The following is a 15917-nucleotide window of genomic DNA, read 5'->3' on the forward strand; positions in this document are numbered from 1 at the left end:
CTTACGATCTTGCAAGATGGCGGTCCCTGTGCTGCCGTTGTTTCTACTTACCCCCAAACCTGTAGCTTACCCCTCCCATAAACACCCGGCCGGGTTGGGCCGGCATCAGGTAATCGGTGTAATTACCGATATTATCTATAGAAAATTTAAGCAGTAGTTTTTCCTTCAGCAAAGGTTTTTGAACAGAGAGATATAAGAGTGTATATCCTTTTACAAAGATATCGTAGTTGTCGATGTACCCGTTATTGTCGATATCCAGGAAGCCATATTTGCTGCGATAGCTGGCCCGGAGGGAAGTGCGCAGCGCCCATGGGCGAAAGGTGTAATATACCTGCATAGTGGCCATATGCCTGCTCCTGTTTGGCAGGCCGAAGTAATCGCCGGCAGTGGCGGCACGGATGCCATGATCAGAACGTACTTTACTGTAGGCGCCTGTACTGTTACGGATACTGTCTTCCACATCGCGGCTTTTGGCAACCAGGTACTGGTAACCGCCGGTTACCTTTAATCCCGGCAGGGGATTCAGTTCCAGTGATGCTTCCAGACCCGTGGTATAGGCTTTACCGAGATTAAGATAGGAGAACAGCTGTTGCCCGTTCCGCATAATGCCCACCTGTTCTGTATTGATAAGGTGACGGATGTTGTTGTAGAAACCATTTACAGAAAACGTATAGCCCTCACTGATAGTGAACCGGCTACCCAGGTTCCACGAAACAGATGTTTCTGCCTCCAGTGCTTTCACCGAAGCAGCATTGCTCCATACGGATTGTACCAGTCCTGCTTTCTTCAGGTCTTCCACGGCAGTATTAAAAATATTGGCGCCCACCACCGTGTATCCTTGGGTGATGTTAGTGAATACCTGGTAGGATTGTGCATAGGTAGGCGCTTTAAATCCCTGGCCCACGGAGCCTTTCAGCTGCCACCATTTGAATGGGGTATATTCCACACCGGCAGTGGGATTCAGCTTACCGCCATACAGGCTGTTGCCGTCGTAACGTAAACCTGCTACCAATGCGTATTTCCGGTTGGCGTTGAAGTTGGCCTGCATATACCCGAAATAGTTTTGCTGATCCGGGGCGCCGGCTACGGTGTTGTTGCGCATGTGCAGCAGTTCTCCGCCAATACCGCCGGTCATGCCCAGGCGGCCATCATAAAATAACCTGCTGCCTTGTACTTCCAGGCGCTGTATCTGCTGGGAAAACCTGTTTTCCTGCAGCAGCTTCCCCGTTTCTATGATCTGTACATCCTGGTTGGTACCATAATGGGTGAAATAATACCGGGTGAGCAACCGCGTATGCTCGTTTACGTTAGTTCGTAAAGACAATGCCGCGTTTATATCCGTTTCATCCAGTTGATCGCGGAAGGGTTGTGTGCCGTAGGAGCGCGTCATGGTGGAATGGCGGTTGGCCGCTCTCGCACTCAGTTGTAATGTATGGCGGGTATTTAATTGCCAGGACGCACGGGTCTGACCACTGAAGCTATGATAGGGCGGGGCCGTTTGTCCATCTTTCAGATATTCGGTATTCACATTAAATCCATCCGTCCGGTAATAATCGGCCGATAAATGAACGGTACCCTTTTTATGTGCAAAAGGTGTTTCCGCAACAGCACTTACATCGGCTGTATTGTAAGTACCATATAGAACAGACAATGCGGCCTCCGGTTTGTGTACATGCTGCCGCGTAATGATGTTGATCACACCGCCCAATGCCTCGCTGCCATAAAGACTGCTGGAGGCGCCTTTGATAATCTCAATGCGCTCAATGTGCTGAACACTGATACGGCTGATATCGAAGTTTTCGTTGAAGCGCCCGGAGAGTGGTAAGCCGTTGAGCAGCACCAGCACATAAGCTGAGCTGAACCCCTGCAGCTGTATACCAATGCTCCTGTTACCGGCGCCGAGATCACTTACAATAGCCATTCCGGCCTGTTCGCGTAACACTTCATCGAGGCGCCTGCTACCCATAAGTTGAATGGTTTTGGCGTCTATAACAAGGGTAGGGGCCGCAACTTTTTTTATATCAATAAGATCATCCGTTTTTTTGTAGTAGTGGGCGTGTACATCGATGCTATTCAACTGCTGCACTTTCTCCAAACCGGCTGTATCAGCAACGGGAGCGGTGGCATAAGTACTTCCTGCGAAGAGCAGGAAAGCGGGAAGAATGAATCTGGTACACATTTGTTCTCTGGCGCTTTTAAGATCACGCAAGATGCAATATTCCATCCTCCACAGATGGAGAAAGTATTACCCGTTACGGAAAGCGCCCTTCCGGCGTGGTAATCAGGCAAGGAAAAAAAGTTACCATAAACGGAAAAAGTGAATTGTCAGATATCGGATGACAAAGGGTCTTCCCGTATTCATAAAAGAAGTTCCTCTTTGCGCAAATGCTTTGAATCACCAATGATTTAATATTGCCTTGTTCTTGTATTCTGAAATTAATAACAGTACCATTGTCTGCAGCAGCAAACACCCACAACAAACTATTCAACGCCTGCCCGTTCAACATCCTCGGGGAGGAAACGCTCAGGCAGCGGAAACGTGCGCTCAGTCAACACGGACATATTGGTACCATCCAGGAAATGTACAGCCCCGACGGTATTACCCTGGGGTACTACAGCCTGAAATCTGAAAAAGGCGGCAGCGTTGTTTTCAGTAACCAGCAGCCATTTCTGCAGCTAAGCTATACGCTCAGCGGTAATAAAAGTTATTATGTAAACAGTGGTAAAACAGTACTGGCCAGTATGGGCAGGCAGCAATACAATTATCTTTTCTTCCCTGAACAGGAAATCCAGCTGAGCTGGCAACCACAGGAACCATTAGAAATATTTGAACTGGGCGTAAGCCCGGGGTTGCTGCTTAATTTTATGCCCGAAGAACATCCGTTGTTTGATGTTTTCCAGAAAAGCGTACAGGATAATACACCGGCGCCGCTCAGTAAAAACAATCTTCCTTTGCAGGCCAATATCAGCACCATTCTTTTTGATATGCTGAATTGCCCGCTGGAAGGGCGTTACATGCAACTGTTCATAAAAGCCAAAACGATAGAACTACTGGCTATACAGCTCACGCATTATGAGCAGATGGCGGGTGTTTCAGTAAAAGATTCTTCTCTCAGGAAATTAAAGAAAGATGATATAGACAGGATGTACCTGGCGAGGGATATTATCACGAAGAACATTAACAGTCCATGTACGCTGATCGACCTTTCCCACCAGGTGGGCACCAATGATGCTTATCTTAAAAGTCATTTCAAGCAGGTGTTTGGTACTACCGTATACGGCTATCTGCAGAATATTAAAATGACACATGCCAGGGAACTGCTGGCCGAAGGAAAGAGTGTATCTGAAGTGGCTTATCTCTCGGGGTATAAGCATACCGCCCACTTTACCAGGGCTTTCAAAAAGCATTTTGGATTTTCACCGGGTATAATGAAAAGGTAAGTCGCGCAGACTTACCTTTTCTTTTATTGCCGGATTTACTTTGCTACCCGGTATATCAGGTACAGCCAGAAAAGGCCTTTCAGGAGAAAGAATATAAATCCCCAGAAGCCCAGGCGTTTCAGCCATTTGATCAGTTGTTGTTTCCTGGATGTTGTTTCCATTATTCACTGATTACCTGGTAGATTTTAAAATCGCTGCGCATTGGCGCGGGTTTTCCTTCCGCCTTTGCTTTTGCCAGGTCTTCAAAGCCGCGCTTGTGCCCTGCTATAAAGGCTTCTGATCTGGTCCAGTCTTTAAATGCCTGCTCATGCTCCCAGTAGCTTACGATCAGGTAATCATCTCCCGGTTTGGCTGGCCGCAACACATGCATATTGATAAACCCCGGCATGGTGTCAATAGCATGTGCCCTGGAAGCAAATAATTGCTCAAATCTTTCGGCGTAATCGCTGTTACATTGTATGTAATTGATAGCCACAAAATGCTTGTTCATAGTCTGTTTATTTTTTTGATACACCAAAAATACCATTGTCATGAGTATGTCATGCGCCTAATCGGGAACATCATTTACCATATCCGGAAAATAACTGATAACAGCGTTTTTTCCTTTCGTGGTTGCTTTTTCTCCGGTCATGGTCACTGGTATTATTCACCTTTGCATCATCAATTATCGCTATGCTGATGAACAATTCTTTTGGGAAGATGTTGGTGCCATTCGGAGTAGTATTGCTGATGGCTTCCTGCTCCGGCAAAAACAACGATGCGGTACAACCGGCGGATGCCGCTGTTACCATACGCGACCTGCCTGCAGATACTGCGGCCTCTATGGGCGAAGGCGTGGACGGAAAAGAGAAGCGCCCTTTTTATACCGTTACTTTCAGTTTCAACAACCAGCAAACGCATGTGATACGTAACGCGGCAGATTCTGCCAACTACCTGCTGAATGCCGACTGGGACATTGCCTTCTCCAAAGAGTACAACTCCTTTGTGGCGATCAATAATGGGAAGATGGCCGGCACGCCCGGTTATAAAGGACCCGGGGTAGGTAACCTGGTAATTGTGGAACAGCCATTTGATAATGTTACTACCGCGCCTTCCGATGAAGTGTTCGCGGGCCAGGGGCTGGCAGGTGTAGGCTGGGATAATGGCAACGGCGTGGGATGGTTCTTCTATTCGCTGAATAATCATATATGCGTGCCAGTTAGAAACCGGACGTTTGTATTGAAAACGGCTACAGGCAATTTTGCAAAACTGGAATTATTAAATATCTATAAAGGTAATCCACCGGTGGTAACAGACCTGTTCTGGCCGGCGCCTTACCTTACTTTCCGCTACTTCGTTCAAACAGATGGTAGCCGGAATCTTAAAAACAGGTAAACACTTTCAGAAATTCCAATCATTATGATTTCGCACACTTTATGGCGGACAGCTATTGCTATGCTGTTATCCGCCTGCTTTCTGACAGCATGCTCTAAAAGCGACAATAACGATACGGTAGATCCGGGGGGCGCCGATGCAGGCGCTGTAAAAACGGGCGTTTACCAGGTGGTAAACCTGGTGGCAGATACCAGCGCCACTTCCGGCGGCAATGCAGCATCACTTTACTATAGCCTGGAAGAAAATAAAGTGATCCCTGCTTCATTGAAGCAAACCAATAAATGGGATATCGTTTTTTATGGTATTTACAACAGCAGCATCTATCCGAATAATGGTGCAGCTGTTGGCTCCCCGGGATACGGCGGTCCGGGCAACGCCAAACTTTATGTAGTCACGGACCGTAAGTTCGATGCACAGTATTACGATACCATCAACTTTAAACCAAAGGTGCTGCCCATTGCCCGCGATTTATGGACAACCGCATTCAGATCTGTGAAAACAGTACCCGTTACAGACGAACAAATGGGAATAAGGGATGCAGGGCTGGATCATTTCCAGAATAATTTTGACGGATGGGGATACTATGATTTCTATGGAAGTCTTTTTCCTGATAACCCCAAAAAGGCCCACGTGGTATATGCTATGCCCAGAGTGATCATAGTAAAAACCACCAAAGGTCACTATGCTAAGATCATCATCGAAAATATTTATAAAGACAACCCAACGGATCCCAACAGGGATAACAAGCCGGGGTATGTCACCTTCCATTATGCCATACAAATGGACGGCAGCAAAAACTTAGACATTCAATAATCCCGAGATGAAGAAAATTTACTACACATGGCTGGTTGCCTTTTTTATACTGCCAGCCTGTACCAAAACGGATATCATTCCATTTACACCGGAAACAGACAACCAGTTGCTGGAATATAAAATTGTGAACGTACAGGGAAATCCTATTTATGGCGCTATCAGTCAGCAAGACAGCTCCATTACCGTATACCTGCCATTTTACCTGCAACTGATCACGCTGGAGCCGGAGATAAAAGTAAGCGAAGGCGCCACCGTTACACCAGCTTCCGGCGCCATGATAGAAGACCTGCTGGATCTTTTCCATAAGGGTCGCGAGATAAAATATAATGTAAAGGGGAAAGACGGGAAAGTGAAGATCTATACGCTGCATATCCAGGTACAACAACCGGATCTTACCCTGCAGGAGGTGAGCGCCGATGCCGCTAACCCGAACAGCTATTCCCTTAACATGGATCTCGATTTTGATTCCTTCTCCTTCGGGCTGGACGGCGCCGGGTTTGCATCTGACCTGGACCTGATCAAAGTAATGCTGGTAGATGGGCAGAACAAAGAATACGGTCCGCTTAACATCAGCACATTCAATACTACCGATCTTACACGTTTAGACTTTACCGTTATACGCTATAAAGATCAGTCGGACCCCATCCTGGCTACGCTGCCTGCAGAAGGACTATACAGGATCAGGGTGTATTCCTACGCAAAAGTGGCTACCACAAAAAATCCGATCCGCATTCATCTTCTCAATAAGAAATAATTAATCAACCACATGAATCATATTGTCAGGCTCATATATCTGGGATCACTCGCTGCCGGCATGGCGCTGATAACATCCTGTAAAAAGGAAACGGAGTATGCCAGTTCTCCCTATAATAAAATTGAAAACTTTGCTGTAACTACCGATGGCAGCGGCGTTATCAATGCCGCGGTAAGCGGCGACAGCATCCTGGTTTACTGGCCCGCCTATGCAACGCTTCCCACAACAATATCGCCCGTGATCCGTGTTTCGGAGAATGCCACCGTTACACCAGCCTCCGGTACTGCCGTAAACCTGGCAACAGGTACTAAATTCACGGTTACATCGCAAAGCGGCGCTGCCAGAAATTATTTCATGAAGCTGGTGCTCAACCAACCCGGTATCCGGTTTAATGAAAATATTTCCTATGCAGTACTCAAAGGCGGTGTTTTCTCCATCAATACTAACAGGGATGTGAAATACCTGGTAGAAGATGCAGCCAGTACAAAAGCCTACCTGGTGAATACAGCAGGTACAGAAGAAGAACTGCGTATATCCTTCCAGGTTAGGAATAATATTCATTATGTAGATGTAACCATTCCAGAAAATATTCCTTTCAGCGAAGGCGCGTACAAACTGAAATTTAGCAGCGGCCAGGTATCGGCTGTTACCGCGGAAGCGCTGGTGGGCATCATTTACCCCGAAAGCAAACGCCCAAAGGCAACTCCCTTAACTGCTTCCATTACTGTAAAACGGAACAGCAGCCTTACTTTCTCCGGAACCAGCTTTGTAGACATGAAAGATGCGAGGGTATATGGTTATAATGCCGACTGGTCTGAACGCGAGATCGGCACGTTTGCCCTGGAAAGCTTTACAGCAACCTCAGCTACTTACAAGGTGCCGGCCGATTTTCCAAAAGGAACCTATGAATTGGGCGGCTTCGACGATAAAGGTATGGGCATACAACTTCGCACCAGTGATTTCTTCTCCTTCTGGAGCTGGATGAACACCCGGAAAAACTATGTAGAGATAACCGGTGCTGTAACCATCACAATTACTGATTGATCATAAACTTTTTATAGCAGTATTCCATTTTTCTCATCATTAATTTAAACCCTATTATAATGACCAGATTAACCAGAAACCTTTCAAAATTATCATGGGTGCTGTTGGGAACCGGAGCCATGTTCCTCGCATCCTGCTCTAAAAACAATGATGTAGCCGCTCCTGATCTTCAGTCGCTGGGTGGCCGCACGCAGGCAGATGTTGTAGTTCCTGATGGTGGCAGCGTTGATATTACCAATAACAACGGCCAGGGTAAAGTATATCGCACCGGTAGTGTTTACCGTGTTGAAAATTTCAAACAGATTTATTCAACTGACCCGGGCCAGCCAGCCAACGGTACTTTCTTCTGGCGTTTTTCAGATAACGATGCAGGAACTCCCGCCAGCTACAATATCAAATTCTCCGGTATCGCTACCGGCGATATTACCGCCGGCGGTACAGATGAACTGCGTTTTGTGGACAAAGCATTTTCAAGCGTAGCAGCTGCCGACTGGACCACGGCAACAGTGCCTGTTGCCAATACCATTGGTATGAACACGGTGGTAGGTACAGGCATACCTCCGGCAGTATCAGCGCTCGCCAACGGCAAGGGCTGGTATATTTATAACTGGAGCGCAGGGCACACTGTTACGCCTGTGAGCGGTCGTACACTGTTATTCAAATCCGGTACTACCGTGGTGGCATTTGAGATCATCTCTATCTACCAGAACCAGGTTACAGGTGGTACTTTCCCGTATTATCATTTCCGTTACAAAACTTTGTAACAGCCAATGGGAATACCTGCTGTAATGCTTCCTTTATAGAAGAAAAGCGACTGCTGAAACGGTCGCTTTTCTTTTCCCTGCACCCGCTTAATTGAATTTATAAGCGCTCAGGAAAATGATCAGTAACAGAAATGCAAACTGCAACAGGTGAAATGCCAGCAATTTGCCCTTTAAATTCAACAACCGTTGAGCCAGGTCCGGGACATTCCCGCTGATAACCGCCCTTAGCTTTGCGCTAAGCCTGTTTCCATTAAAAATGCCATTGAGGATCAGGAGAAGAACAAGGATCATCTTGATCCTGAACCATATTTGTTGCGCCCATACCCCGTGCGTTACCGCAATCATGCCTACGCCTGTGATAATAAGGAACCCTGCACCAATACCGATCAGCCTTGGAAATTTGGCGGAGGCCGACAAAATACCGGCCGCTTGTTCCTTCCGATGGTTGAACAGTTTCCAAAACATCCGGTAATTAATAAAATCAATGAATGTAGTGCCTGCCATGAGGATGAGCGCTAATAAATGTAACATCAGTAAAGCAGAAAGCATTGACATCTTATCATTTTTTAGTTGATTGAATAAATTATTTCGCTGTAATAATGACCGGGAAGATGAAAATTGGACAAAGAAGCCACACTTTTTTAGGAACGGCTGCCGATTTTGTCTATGTTTGGTTATTGAAAATTTATTGAGATATATTTAAGCCGTATCGCGGCCACTGCCCGAAGCTGCGCCGGAATAATTTCCCTGCAGCAGCATGTATACGTTCCGCTGTTGCTTTACCCGCTTTTATTTTCCTCATTGCGTAAGTATTTTTCCCAATTGCGTAACCTTGCATCCTCCCTTGCCGGTAGTTTTGTGCCGCTAAACACAACTAACTACCATAATGAACCATCTTTACGCAATAAAGGCTATTTTCCGCCGGCATTTCTACCCCGCGATCGTCATAATTTGCCTGTTTATGCCTGCCATGGCACTGGCGCAAAAACAGGGAGCCGGCGCCGTAACCGGCACCATCCTCAACAGGGAAGGCCATCCGGCGGCAGCTATTACGGTGGCTGTTCCCGCATTAAATAAAGGAACCACTACCGACGGGGAAGGACATTTCCTGCTGTCCGATGTTCCCGCGGGCAGTTACCTGTTGCGCATTTCAGGTGTGGGCGTAAGGCAGGAGGAACGGAAAGTAAACGTTCGCAGCGGAAGAACCACCGTGGCGGATTTTACCCTGGTGCAAATCACCGGCGAGTTACTGGAAGTATCTGTTACAGAAAAGAAGAACCGGTATAAAGCAGATATACCGTCTTCTTCACTGCGATTGAATGAGCCGCTGAAAGAAATTCCCCAGAATGTACAGATCATCACCTCCCGGGTATTGGCCGATCAGCAAATGCTGACAATGGCCGATGGTGTGCAGAAACTTGTGAGCGGCGCTACCCGTGTTGAACACTGGGCTGATCTTTATACCCGGATCAATACCCGTGGCTCCCGCGCCAGTGCTTTCCGCAACGGGGTGAACGTTACTTCCGACTGGGGCCCGCTCAGTGAAGATATGAGCATGGTAGACCATATTGAATTTGTAAAAGGGCCGGCCGGCTTTATGATGAGCAACGGAGAACCCAGCGGTATTTATAATGTGGTCACTAAAAAGCCAACAGGCACGGGGTTTAACGGGGAAGCCTCCTTTACCCTCGGCAGCTTCGACCTGTACCGCGCTTCCCTGGACCTGGACGGGAAACTGGAAAAGACCGGGAAATTGCTGTACCGCCTGAATGTAATGGGACAGAATAAAAACTCGTTCCGTCCTTATGAATATAATAACCGTTACCTCATAGCGCCGGTTATCACCTATAAGATCAGCGATCAAACTACCCTCACTGCTGAATATACCTACCAGCATGTAAAGATGTCTGATCCGGGAAGCGCTTACTCCTTTTCCACAGAAGGATATGCCGGACTGCCAAGGGATTTCACGCTGGTAAGCCCCGGTCTTACCCCCACTAACATCGACGATCACAGCGCCTTCGTGAATTTGCAGCACCAGATCAGCAACCAGTGGAAACTCACCGCACAGTTGTCGTACTTTAACTACGCACAACGCGGGGCTAACATTTGGCCGGACGCCGTAAATCCCGATGGAACCATTATAAGGGGAATGGGAAGCTGGGATGCCAAAAGCCAGTATAAATCCGGACAGGCCTATGTGAACGGCGATGTGCAAACGGGTAAGATCCGCCACCGCATTCTCGGCGGACTGGACATGGGTACCAGGAATTTCATGGCGGACTTTAACCAGTATTTCCTGCTGGATTCTGTTGGGGGAGAATTTGATTCACACCATCCCAATTATGGACCGCCAAATAACGGGTATCCTGTATGGGACTGGAGCACGCCACTGGAACAACGTAATCCCAATATCAATGACCAGTCATACACAGGCTTGTATTTGCAGGATGAACTGGGCTTCCTGGAAAACAGGATCCGGTTAACGCTGGCAGGCAGGTACACCTATGTAAAGCAGAATGAAGGCGGTCCGTGGTATGATGCAAAAAAGTTCACACCGAGGGTAGGACTGAGCGTTTCCATCGATAAACAAACATCCGCATATGCACTCTACGATCAGTCGTTTATCCCGCAAACAGGTTTCCTGAGAGACAGCAGCCAGATCAAACCCAAAACAGGCAACAACCTGGAACTAGGTTTGAAAAGGGATTGGATGAACAGCAAATGGAGCACTACCTTATCCGTTTATCGTATTATCCGGAAAGATGAGCTGAGATCGGATCCCAATAACGGGCAGAATGAACAATTCTCTGTAGTACTGGGACAAACCAAAACACAGGGAATAGAATTTGATATGAAAGGAGAGTTGTTGCCAGGATTAAACTTACTGATCAACTATGCCTATACTGATTCCAAAATTGATGAAGCCACCAAAGCTATCCCTGAACTGAAAGTGGGCGACCGTGTTCCCGGTTATGCCACCCATAATGTGAATGCCTGGTTGAGTTACAAGCTGGAGCATGGCATGTTGAAAGGGCTGGGTGTTTCAGGGGGCTTTAGTTATTTGAAAGACCGCGACAGCTGGACCTGGACCGGCCATGATAATATTGCCGGTTTACCGGACTACTTCCGTTTGGATGGCAGTCTTTTCTGGGAAAAAGGTAAAGTACGGGTAACTGCCAATATCTATAATATCCTGGATAAATATCTTTATAACGGCACTTATGAAGACTGGGCGCAATACTACACTTGGCAAACAGAGGCCGGGCGTAATGTGAGGTTTAATGTGGCTTATCGTTTCTGATATCTTCAGCCGGTTGATGAATAAGGTACATATTCACAAATACATCATGAATGCCCCATACGCCGGGCGCTACAGCAAACCATTTAAGGTGATCTTTTTCATATCATCTGTTTTCATTTTTTTACAGCAATTACTGTTCCTCCGGGGATGCTCCCTGTTCAGGAATACTATCTTATGCTACGTGTATACGGTAACGTTAGTTCAGAAGATGGTGGCAACGGCATTTCGGGCATCTGCTGAAAGTATCCACTGCAGGATGATTGGTGAATCTATTGTAAAAAATGGGTAATACCTTTCTCAACCCGTTTTACATTATGTGGAGTTGATTGGCCCAGCTGTTGTGATTGTTAGAAAACAGGATATAATGCCTAAGGGCTGCCTGTCGTATCAGTTTGCTTGGAGTGGTATAAAAAAACAATGTGGAGCCACATTTGAAGAAATGATAGAAAATATTGTTCACTCAAAACAATCAAGTATGTTCTATCATGTAAAAGATCTGCAGTTTAATGCCAGGGTGTCAAAACCAGACCCTGCATTCGCTACTTTATTATTGGAACAGTTTGGAGGTGCAAATGGAGAATTGGCCGCTGCACTAAGATATTTCGGACAGGCCTTCGGCGCCCGGAATCCTTTTCCGGACAAATACGATCTCCTGATGGATATTGCCACGGAAGAGTTCAGTCATCTTGAAATAGTTGGCGCCACTATCCAGATGCTGCTACAAGGTATTAACGGCGATCTGAAAAAGGCAGCAGACGAATCAGAGATCATGCAATTACTGGATGGAAAGAAAGCGAAGGAGGAGTTTATTCACAAGTCAATTGTGGCGCCGCAGTTACTGGTATCTTCCGGCGGAGGCCCTGCATACACCAACAGCCAGGGCGTTCCGTGGTCCGCCGCTTATATTAACGGCGACTGTAACGGTGACCTTACAGTGGATCTCCGGTCCGACATGGCGGCGGAATCCCGTGCAAAAATCACTTATGAATACCTGCTGCAGTTTACAGACGATCCATATGTAAAGGAAACCCTGAATTTCCTGATGACACGCGAGGTAGCCCACTTCCAGATGTTTGAAGCGGCACTGGATACCATACAACCCAATTTCCCGCCAGGAGTATTACAATCCGATCCCCGGTACAGCAACCTTTATTTCAATATGTCCAGCGGCGCCGATATCCGTGGAGCATGGAATGAGGGGGAATCGTCACAGCTTGGGGAAACCTGGCAGTTTATAGACGACCCGGTTAAGTATGTGCTGGAAACAAACGGGCTGCTGGATATAGCGCCTACCGGTACCAACAGGACCCTGGAGGGCGTGGATGAATTGGATAAGAGCATGAGCCTGCAGCGTAGCGAAGAAATAAACATGGCAGTACCAATTGGGGAACAGTCATGGAGTGAACATAACAATAGTGACGGCGCACCAAAAAAGACCAATGGGAAAACAAGCCACGCAAAAAAGAAATAATACCGGCTCACACCTGGATGCTGTTTACTATACTGATCCGCTTTGTTGCTGGAGCTGGGCCTTTGAGCCGGTTATCCAGCGCCTGTTGAATGAATATGGTGAACAGTTGTCTGTGCGTTACTGTATGGGAGGGATGTTGTCTGGCTGGGACAATTATCACGATACACTGCATGCGGTTAGCCGTCCCATACAAATGGGGCCGGTATGGATGCAGGCAAGGCAGCTTTCCGGTTGCGAGCTGAATGATACTATCTGGTTTACGGATCCGCCGGCCTCTTCTTACCCGGCTTGTGTGGCTGTAAAATGCGCGGCCCTGCAATCAGAACAACTCGCAGCACAGTATCTCCTTAAGCTGCGCATGGCAGTAATGCTGCAGGCAAAGAACATTGCAAAGAAAGAAGTACTGATAGCCGCAGCAGGGGAATTAGCCAGCGAAAATTCACTGTTCGACTTAAATAAATTTACACAGCAGCTAACCAGCCAGCAGGTTATTAATGCCTTCCGGGCAGATATGCAGGAGGCGAAGTACCGCGGTATACGCCGGTTTCCATCTTTGCTGCTCCAGGTAAGGAACACAAAGAAAAGTTTACTGCTTACAGGAAACAGGCCTTTTGAAGCTGTTGCATCCTGTATAACACAATTGGTATCGGGATAAAAATAAAATCACATTTACTCATTTTTAAACCAGATTTATATGGAAAATATACTGAACCAGCAACGTGATGAAGGAAAAGTTACCAAGGCCATAGAAAATCAAACAGCGAAACTTCTGATACTTTTTTGTGGGCTTCGATAGGCGCTATGGGTTTATCGCTGGCTTTACAATGCTTAGGCAAGAAACATGTAAGTCTTTTCATTGGCCAGTGGGCAGCGCCCTTCCTGCTTTTCGGGGTGTATAATAAAATTGTTAAGGTAGAAGGTAACGATTAGTTACATGGTGAATGAAAGGGGAAACAGCAGGACAGCATTAAACGCCTGCTGTTTTTTATATTGATTGTTGCATGGGAAGCAAACTGCTGGTCATCATGTTGCACCTCCAGGGTTGTTGCAACAGGAATAATATGAAGGCTGCAATATCTTCCGGCAACAGCATTTCTCCTTTCTGCTGCATATCCTGCATTTTCTCCGGGGGTATTTCCGGCAGATCGGTGCCTACGAGCCCCGGCTCAATTAAAGATACCTTGATGTTCAGTGACTGTACTTCTTTCCGCAAAGCTTCTGAAAACGCCTGGATACCCGCTTTGGTAGCGGTATATACAGAGCTGTTCGCCGATCTCGATGTTGCGCTGAGAGAGCCGATAGATATAATTTGCCCTTCTTTTTTTTGCTGCATACGTTTTATTGCTTCATGAGAACAGGCCAGGTATGAAAGCAAATTGGTATTGAGCACATATTGCCATTCTTCATAGGCGCCTTCCTGTATACCTTTGAAAGGGACTGCTGTATTATTGATCAGTACATCTAGTGTTCCAAAATGTTTATCCACCTGTTTAAAAGTTTCCTCAATACCTTTTTTTTCTGAGATGTCTGCTGTGAATCCATAGACCTTATCTTCCATACCAGCCTCTTTAAATGCCTGTATGGCGTCATCCAGTTCAGGTTGGTGCCGGCCCAGTATCATTACTTTTGCGCCGTAAGATCCCAGCAACAGGGCCGTGGACCGGCCGATTCCCGTGGTGCCGCCGGTTACCAGCACCGTTTTCCCCGTAAGGCTTCCCGGTTCATACCTTGGAGCTGAGGAAGAAGTTGATTGTTGCATAAGCATATATTTTAAATGGTTTATTTCCAGCTGATGCTGATCTGCTGGTTCCCTTTGAGTGTAAACTCCTGGTGGCCGTTATCGCAGAGGGTACCAGGTATTTCCGCTTTCCCGTCTGTGACCTTGATCCGCGGCAATGTGGTACGTTTTTTAATAGCCATTATGCGCATATGACACATCCCTTTTTTATGCCCCGGCAACCTGAAGGCGACTGTTTTCCCTTTTGTATGAAAGCCGGTCACCGGGTAGTCCACATAAATGAGAAGTGATTCCCCGGGCACAACATGATAATGACGGGGAACCACCGCAAAGGCAAGTCCTGCGCCATATACTTCCTGGCCTACTGTTCCCGACTCAGACCACCCGTCCTGCAGGTCTTCTATGGGAATCCAGAGTTTACCAGCTACTTCTCCTGTTTTGGTATTTTTTGAAATTGTATTTTCAGGTAACATAGGCGGGTAATAATAGGGCGCCCGGTTTATATAATAGCGTATGAACTCAGCCAGCAACAGGCGGATGGAAACCGGAATAGAAATATCCTCCGATAAAGACAGGTAATCAACGAATGAAGCAAAACATTCTGTTTCTTCGTATACAGCGGTGTAGGGCGCATCCCGGAGCGGGAATACAGCAAAGAAAGTAGGATAATCTTTTGCATGGCCGTAATTACAATTCCATAGCCACATGTTTTTAAACATATTGGCCAGGCAGAGATAGCTGATGTTCAGGTATACTTCTTCCTTTGTAATGGTGAAAAGCTTTAGCGCTGCGGATGCGGTAAAAGCAGTATTGTTCGCCTGGTAAAAAAGTTCAAACCCTTCTCCCTGCAAGGAGAGGCAGGCTGTTTTGGCTTCTTCAAGATATTCCTTTTTTTGTGTAAGTTCCCATGCCTGCAACATCACCGAAGAATAAATACCGGCTACATCTTTTTCTCCGCCTTTGCCGGGTGTTGTTTCCGCTTTTATCACTTCAAGTGTTTCCATATTGTAAAATACGGGCCACTTGTAATTGAAGTGATGCGCTACTTTAATAGCAAAATCCAGTGAAGTGAAAAGTATGTTTTCTTTGTCCTGGTATTTTCCATTTTTTATCAAACGGATAAGATTCATCAGCGGATGATGAAGGTACCAGCTGTCCATTACCATCGGCCGTTTGTGCTCTTCAGATTTGTCGAGCCTGTCGCTGGCTGCGGG

The 15917-nt window shown here is 46.8% G+C and carries 15 protein-coding genes and 1 pseudogene; 10 read left to right on the forward strand and 6 right to left on the reverse strand.

Annotation, left to right across the window (positions count from 1 at the left end; genetic code table 11):
- Window positions 1–43: 43 nt before the first annotated feature.
- Window positions 44–2179, reverse strand: coding sequence for a TonB-dependent receptor (locus VN105_RS20825; protein WP_325643803.1), 2136 nt, complete (start codon window positions 2177–2179; stop codon window positions 44–46).
- A 272-nt stretch (window positions 2180–2451) separates the two neighbouring features.
- On the opposite strand from VN105_RS20825, the gene VN105_RS20830 reads away from it, so the two are divergent.
- Window positions 2452–3441: an AraC family transcriptional regulator gene (locus VN105_RS20830; protein WP_325643805.1), complete on the forward strand. Its 990-nt coding sequence runs from the start codon at window positions 2452–2454 to the stop codon at window positions 3439–3441.
- 35 nt (window positions 3442–3476) lie between these two features.
- On the opposite strand, the gene VN105_RS20835 is transcribed toward VN105_RS20830, so the two are convergent.
- Window positions 3477–3602, reverse strand: coding sequence for an alanyl-tRNA synthetase (locus VN105_RS20835; RefSeq protein WP_325643807.1), 126 nt, complete (start codon window positions 3600–3602; stop codon window positions 3477–3479).
- Window positions 3602–3931 carry an antibiotic biosynthesis monooxygenase gene (locus VN105_RS20840; RefSeq protein WP_325643809.1) on the reverse strand — a complete coding sequence of 110 codons (330 nt, stop codon included), beginning with the start codon at window positions 3929–3931 and terminating at the stop codon, window positions 3602–3604. Before VN105_RS20840 ends, VN105_RS20835 begins: the two co-directional genes overlap by 1 nt.
- Before the next feature lie 188 nt (window positions 3932–4119).
- Between VN105_RS20840 and VN105_RS20845 the strand changes: the two genes are divergently transcribed.
- From VN105_RS20845 to VN105_RS20865, 5 genes are read left to right on the forward strand one after another with little or no spacing between them, the layout of a single operon-like run.
- Entirely contained in the window at window positions 4120–4815 is a 696-nt protein-coding gene (locus VN105_RS20845) for an HmuY family protein (RefSeq protein ID WP_325643811.1), read from the forward strand.
- Window positions 4816–4839: 24 nt separating this feature from the next.
- Complete coding sequence (locus VN105_RS20850) at window positions 4840–5628, forward strand: HmuY family protein (protein ID WP_325643813.1); 789 nt, start codon at window positions 4840–4842, stop codon at window positions 5626–5628.
- Window positions 5629–5635: 7 nt separating this feature from the next.
- Window positions 5636–6382 carry a hypothetical protein gene (locus tag VN105_RS20855; protein ID WP_325643815.1) on the forward strand — a complete coding sequence of 249 codons (747 nt, stop codon included), beginning with the start codon at window positions 5636–5638 and terminating at the stop codon, window positions 6380–6382.
- 12 nt (window positions 6383–6394) lie between these two features.
- Window positions 6395–7426 (forward strand): hypothetical protein, encoded by a 1032-nt coding sequence (locus VN105_RS20860; RefSeq protein ID WP_325643817.1) that lies wholly within the window; start codon window positions 6395–6397, stop codon window positions 7424–7426.
- Between the two features lie 59 nt (window positions 7427–7485).
- Window positions 7486–8190 (forward strand): hypothetical protein, encoded by a 705-nt coding sequence (locus tag VN105_RS20865; protein WP_325643819.1) that lies wholly within the window; start codon window positions 7486–7488, stop codon window positions 8188–8190.
- A gap of 87 nt (window positions 8191–8277) precedes the next feature.
- Here VN105_RS20865 and VN105_RS20870 read toward each other — a convergent pair whose 3' ends face one another.
- Window positions 8278–8745, reverse strand: coding sequence for a hypothetical protein (locus tag VN105_RS20870; protein WP_325643821.1), 468 nt, complete (start codon window positions 8743–8745; stop codon window positions 8278–8280).
- Between the two features lie 406 nt (window positions 8746–9151).
- Between VN105_RS20870 and VN105_RS20875 the strand changes: the two genes are divergently transcribed.
- From VN105_RS20875 to VN105_RS20890, 4 genes are all read left to right on the forward strand, one after another.
- Entirely contained in the window at window positions 9152–11494 is a 2343-nt protein-coding gene (locus VN105_RS20875; RefSeq protein WP_325643823.1) for a TonB-dependent siderophore receptor, read from the forward strand.
- A 475-nt stretch (window positions 11495–11969) separates the two neighbouring features.
- A complete protein-coding gene (locus tag VN105_RS20880; protein WP_325643825.1) occupies window positions 11970–12965 on the forward strand; it encodes a manganese catalase family protein in 996 nt (331 codons plus the stop codon).
- On the forward strand, window positions 12934–13620 hold the full coding sequence (locus tag VN105_RS20885; protein ID WP_325643827.1) for a DsbA family protein: 687 nt from the start codon (window positions 12934–12936) through the stop codon (window positions 13618–13620). The genes VN105_RS20880 and VN105_RS20885 overlap by 32 nt, the downstream gene beginning before the upstream one ends.
- 125 nt (window positions 13621–13745) lie before the next feature.
- Window positions 13746–13895, forward strand: coding sequence for a hypothetical protein (locus VN105_RS20890; protein ID WP_325643829.1), 150 nt, complete (start codon window positions 13746–13748; stop codon window positions 13893–13895).
- Between the two features lie 55 nt (window positions 13896–13950).
- Here VN105_RS20890 and VN105_RS20895 read toward each other — a convergent pair whose 3' ends face one another.
- Both VN105_RS20895 and VN105_RS20900 read right to left on the reverse strand, forming a co-directional pair.
- Window positions 13951–14724 carry an SDR family oxidoreductase gene (locus VN105_RS20895; protein ID WP_325643831.1) on the reverse strand — a complete coding sequence of 258 codons (774 nt, stop codon included), beginning with the start codon at window positions 14722–14724 and terminating at the stop codon, window positions 13951–13953.
- 20 nt (window positions 14725–14744) lie between these two features.
- Window positions 14745–15917, reverse strand: a pseudogene (locus VN105_RS20900) (hypothetical protein); the annotation flags it as partial.

Origin of the sequence: Chitinophaga sp. (assembly GCF_035564935.1) — a bacterium.
In the GTDB taxonomy this organism is placed as follows: Bacteria; Bacteroidota; Bacteroidia; order Chitinophagales; family Chitinophagaceae; genus Chitinophaga.

Coding starts and splice junctions, on each gene's coding strand:
- VN105_RS20825 (WP_325643803.1), bottom strand. CDS start 2,179: ATGTGTACCAGATTCATTCTTCCCGCTTTCCTGCTCTTCGCAGGAAGT.
- VN105_RS20835 (WP_325643807.1), bottom strand. CDS start 3,602: ATGGAAACAACATCCAGGAAACAACAACTGATCAAATGGCTGAAACGC.
- VN105_RS20840 (WP_325643809.1), bottom strand. CDS start 3,931: ATGAACAAGCATTTTGTGGCTATCAATTACATACAATGTAACAGCGAT.
- VN105_RS20845 (WP_325643811.1), top strand. CDS start 4,120: ATGAACAATTCTTTTGGGAAGATGTTGGTGCCATTCGGAGTAGTATTG.
- VN105_RS20850 (WP_325643813.1), top strand. CDS start 4,840: ATGATTTCGCACACTTTATGGCGGACAGCTATTGCTATGCTGTTATCC.
- VN105_RS20855 (WP_325643815.1), top strand. CDS start 5,636: ATGAAGAAAATTTACTACACATGGCTGGTTGCCTTTTTTATACTGCCA.
- VN105_RS20860 (WP_325643817.1), top strand. CDS start 6,395: ATGAATCATATTGTCAGGCTCATATATCTGGGATCACTCGCTGCCGGC.
- VN105_RS20865 (WP_325643819.1), top strand. CDS start 7,486: ATGACCAGATTAACCAGAAACCTTTCAAAATTATCATGGGTGCTGTTG.
- VN105_RS20870 (WP_325643821.1), bottom strand. CDS start 8,745: ATGTCAATGCTTTCTGCTTTACTGATGTTACATTTATTAGCGCTCATC.
- VN105_RS20875 (WP_325643823.1), top strand. CDS start 9,152: ATGCCTGCCATGGCACTGGCGCAAAAACAGGGAGCCGGCGCCGTAACC.
- VN105_RS20880 (WP_325643825.1), top strand. CDS start 11,970: ATGTTCTATCATGTAAAAGATCTGCAGTTTAATGCCAGGGTGTCAAAA.
- VN105_RS20885 (WP_325643827.1), top strand. CDS start 12,934: ATGGGAAAACAAGCCACGCAAAAAAGAAATAATACCGGCTCACACCTG.
- VN105_RS20895 (WP_325643831.1), bottom strand. CDS start 14,724: ATGCAACAATCAACTTCTTCCTCAGCTCCAAGGTATGAACCGGGAAGC.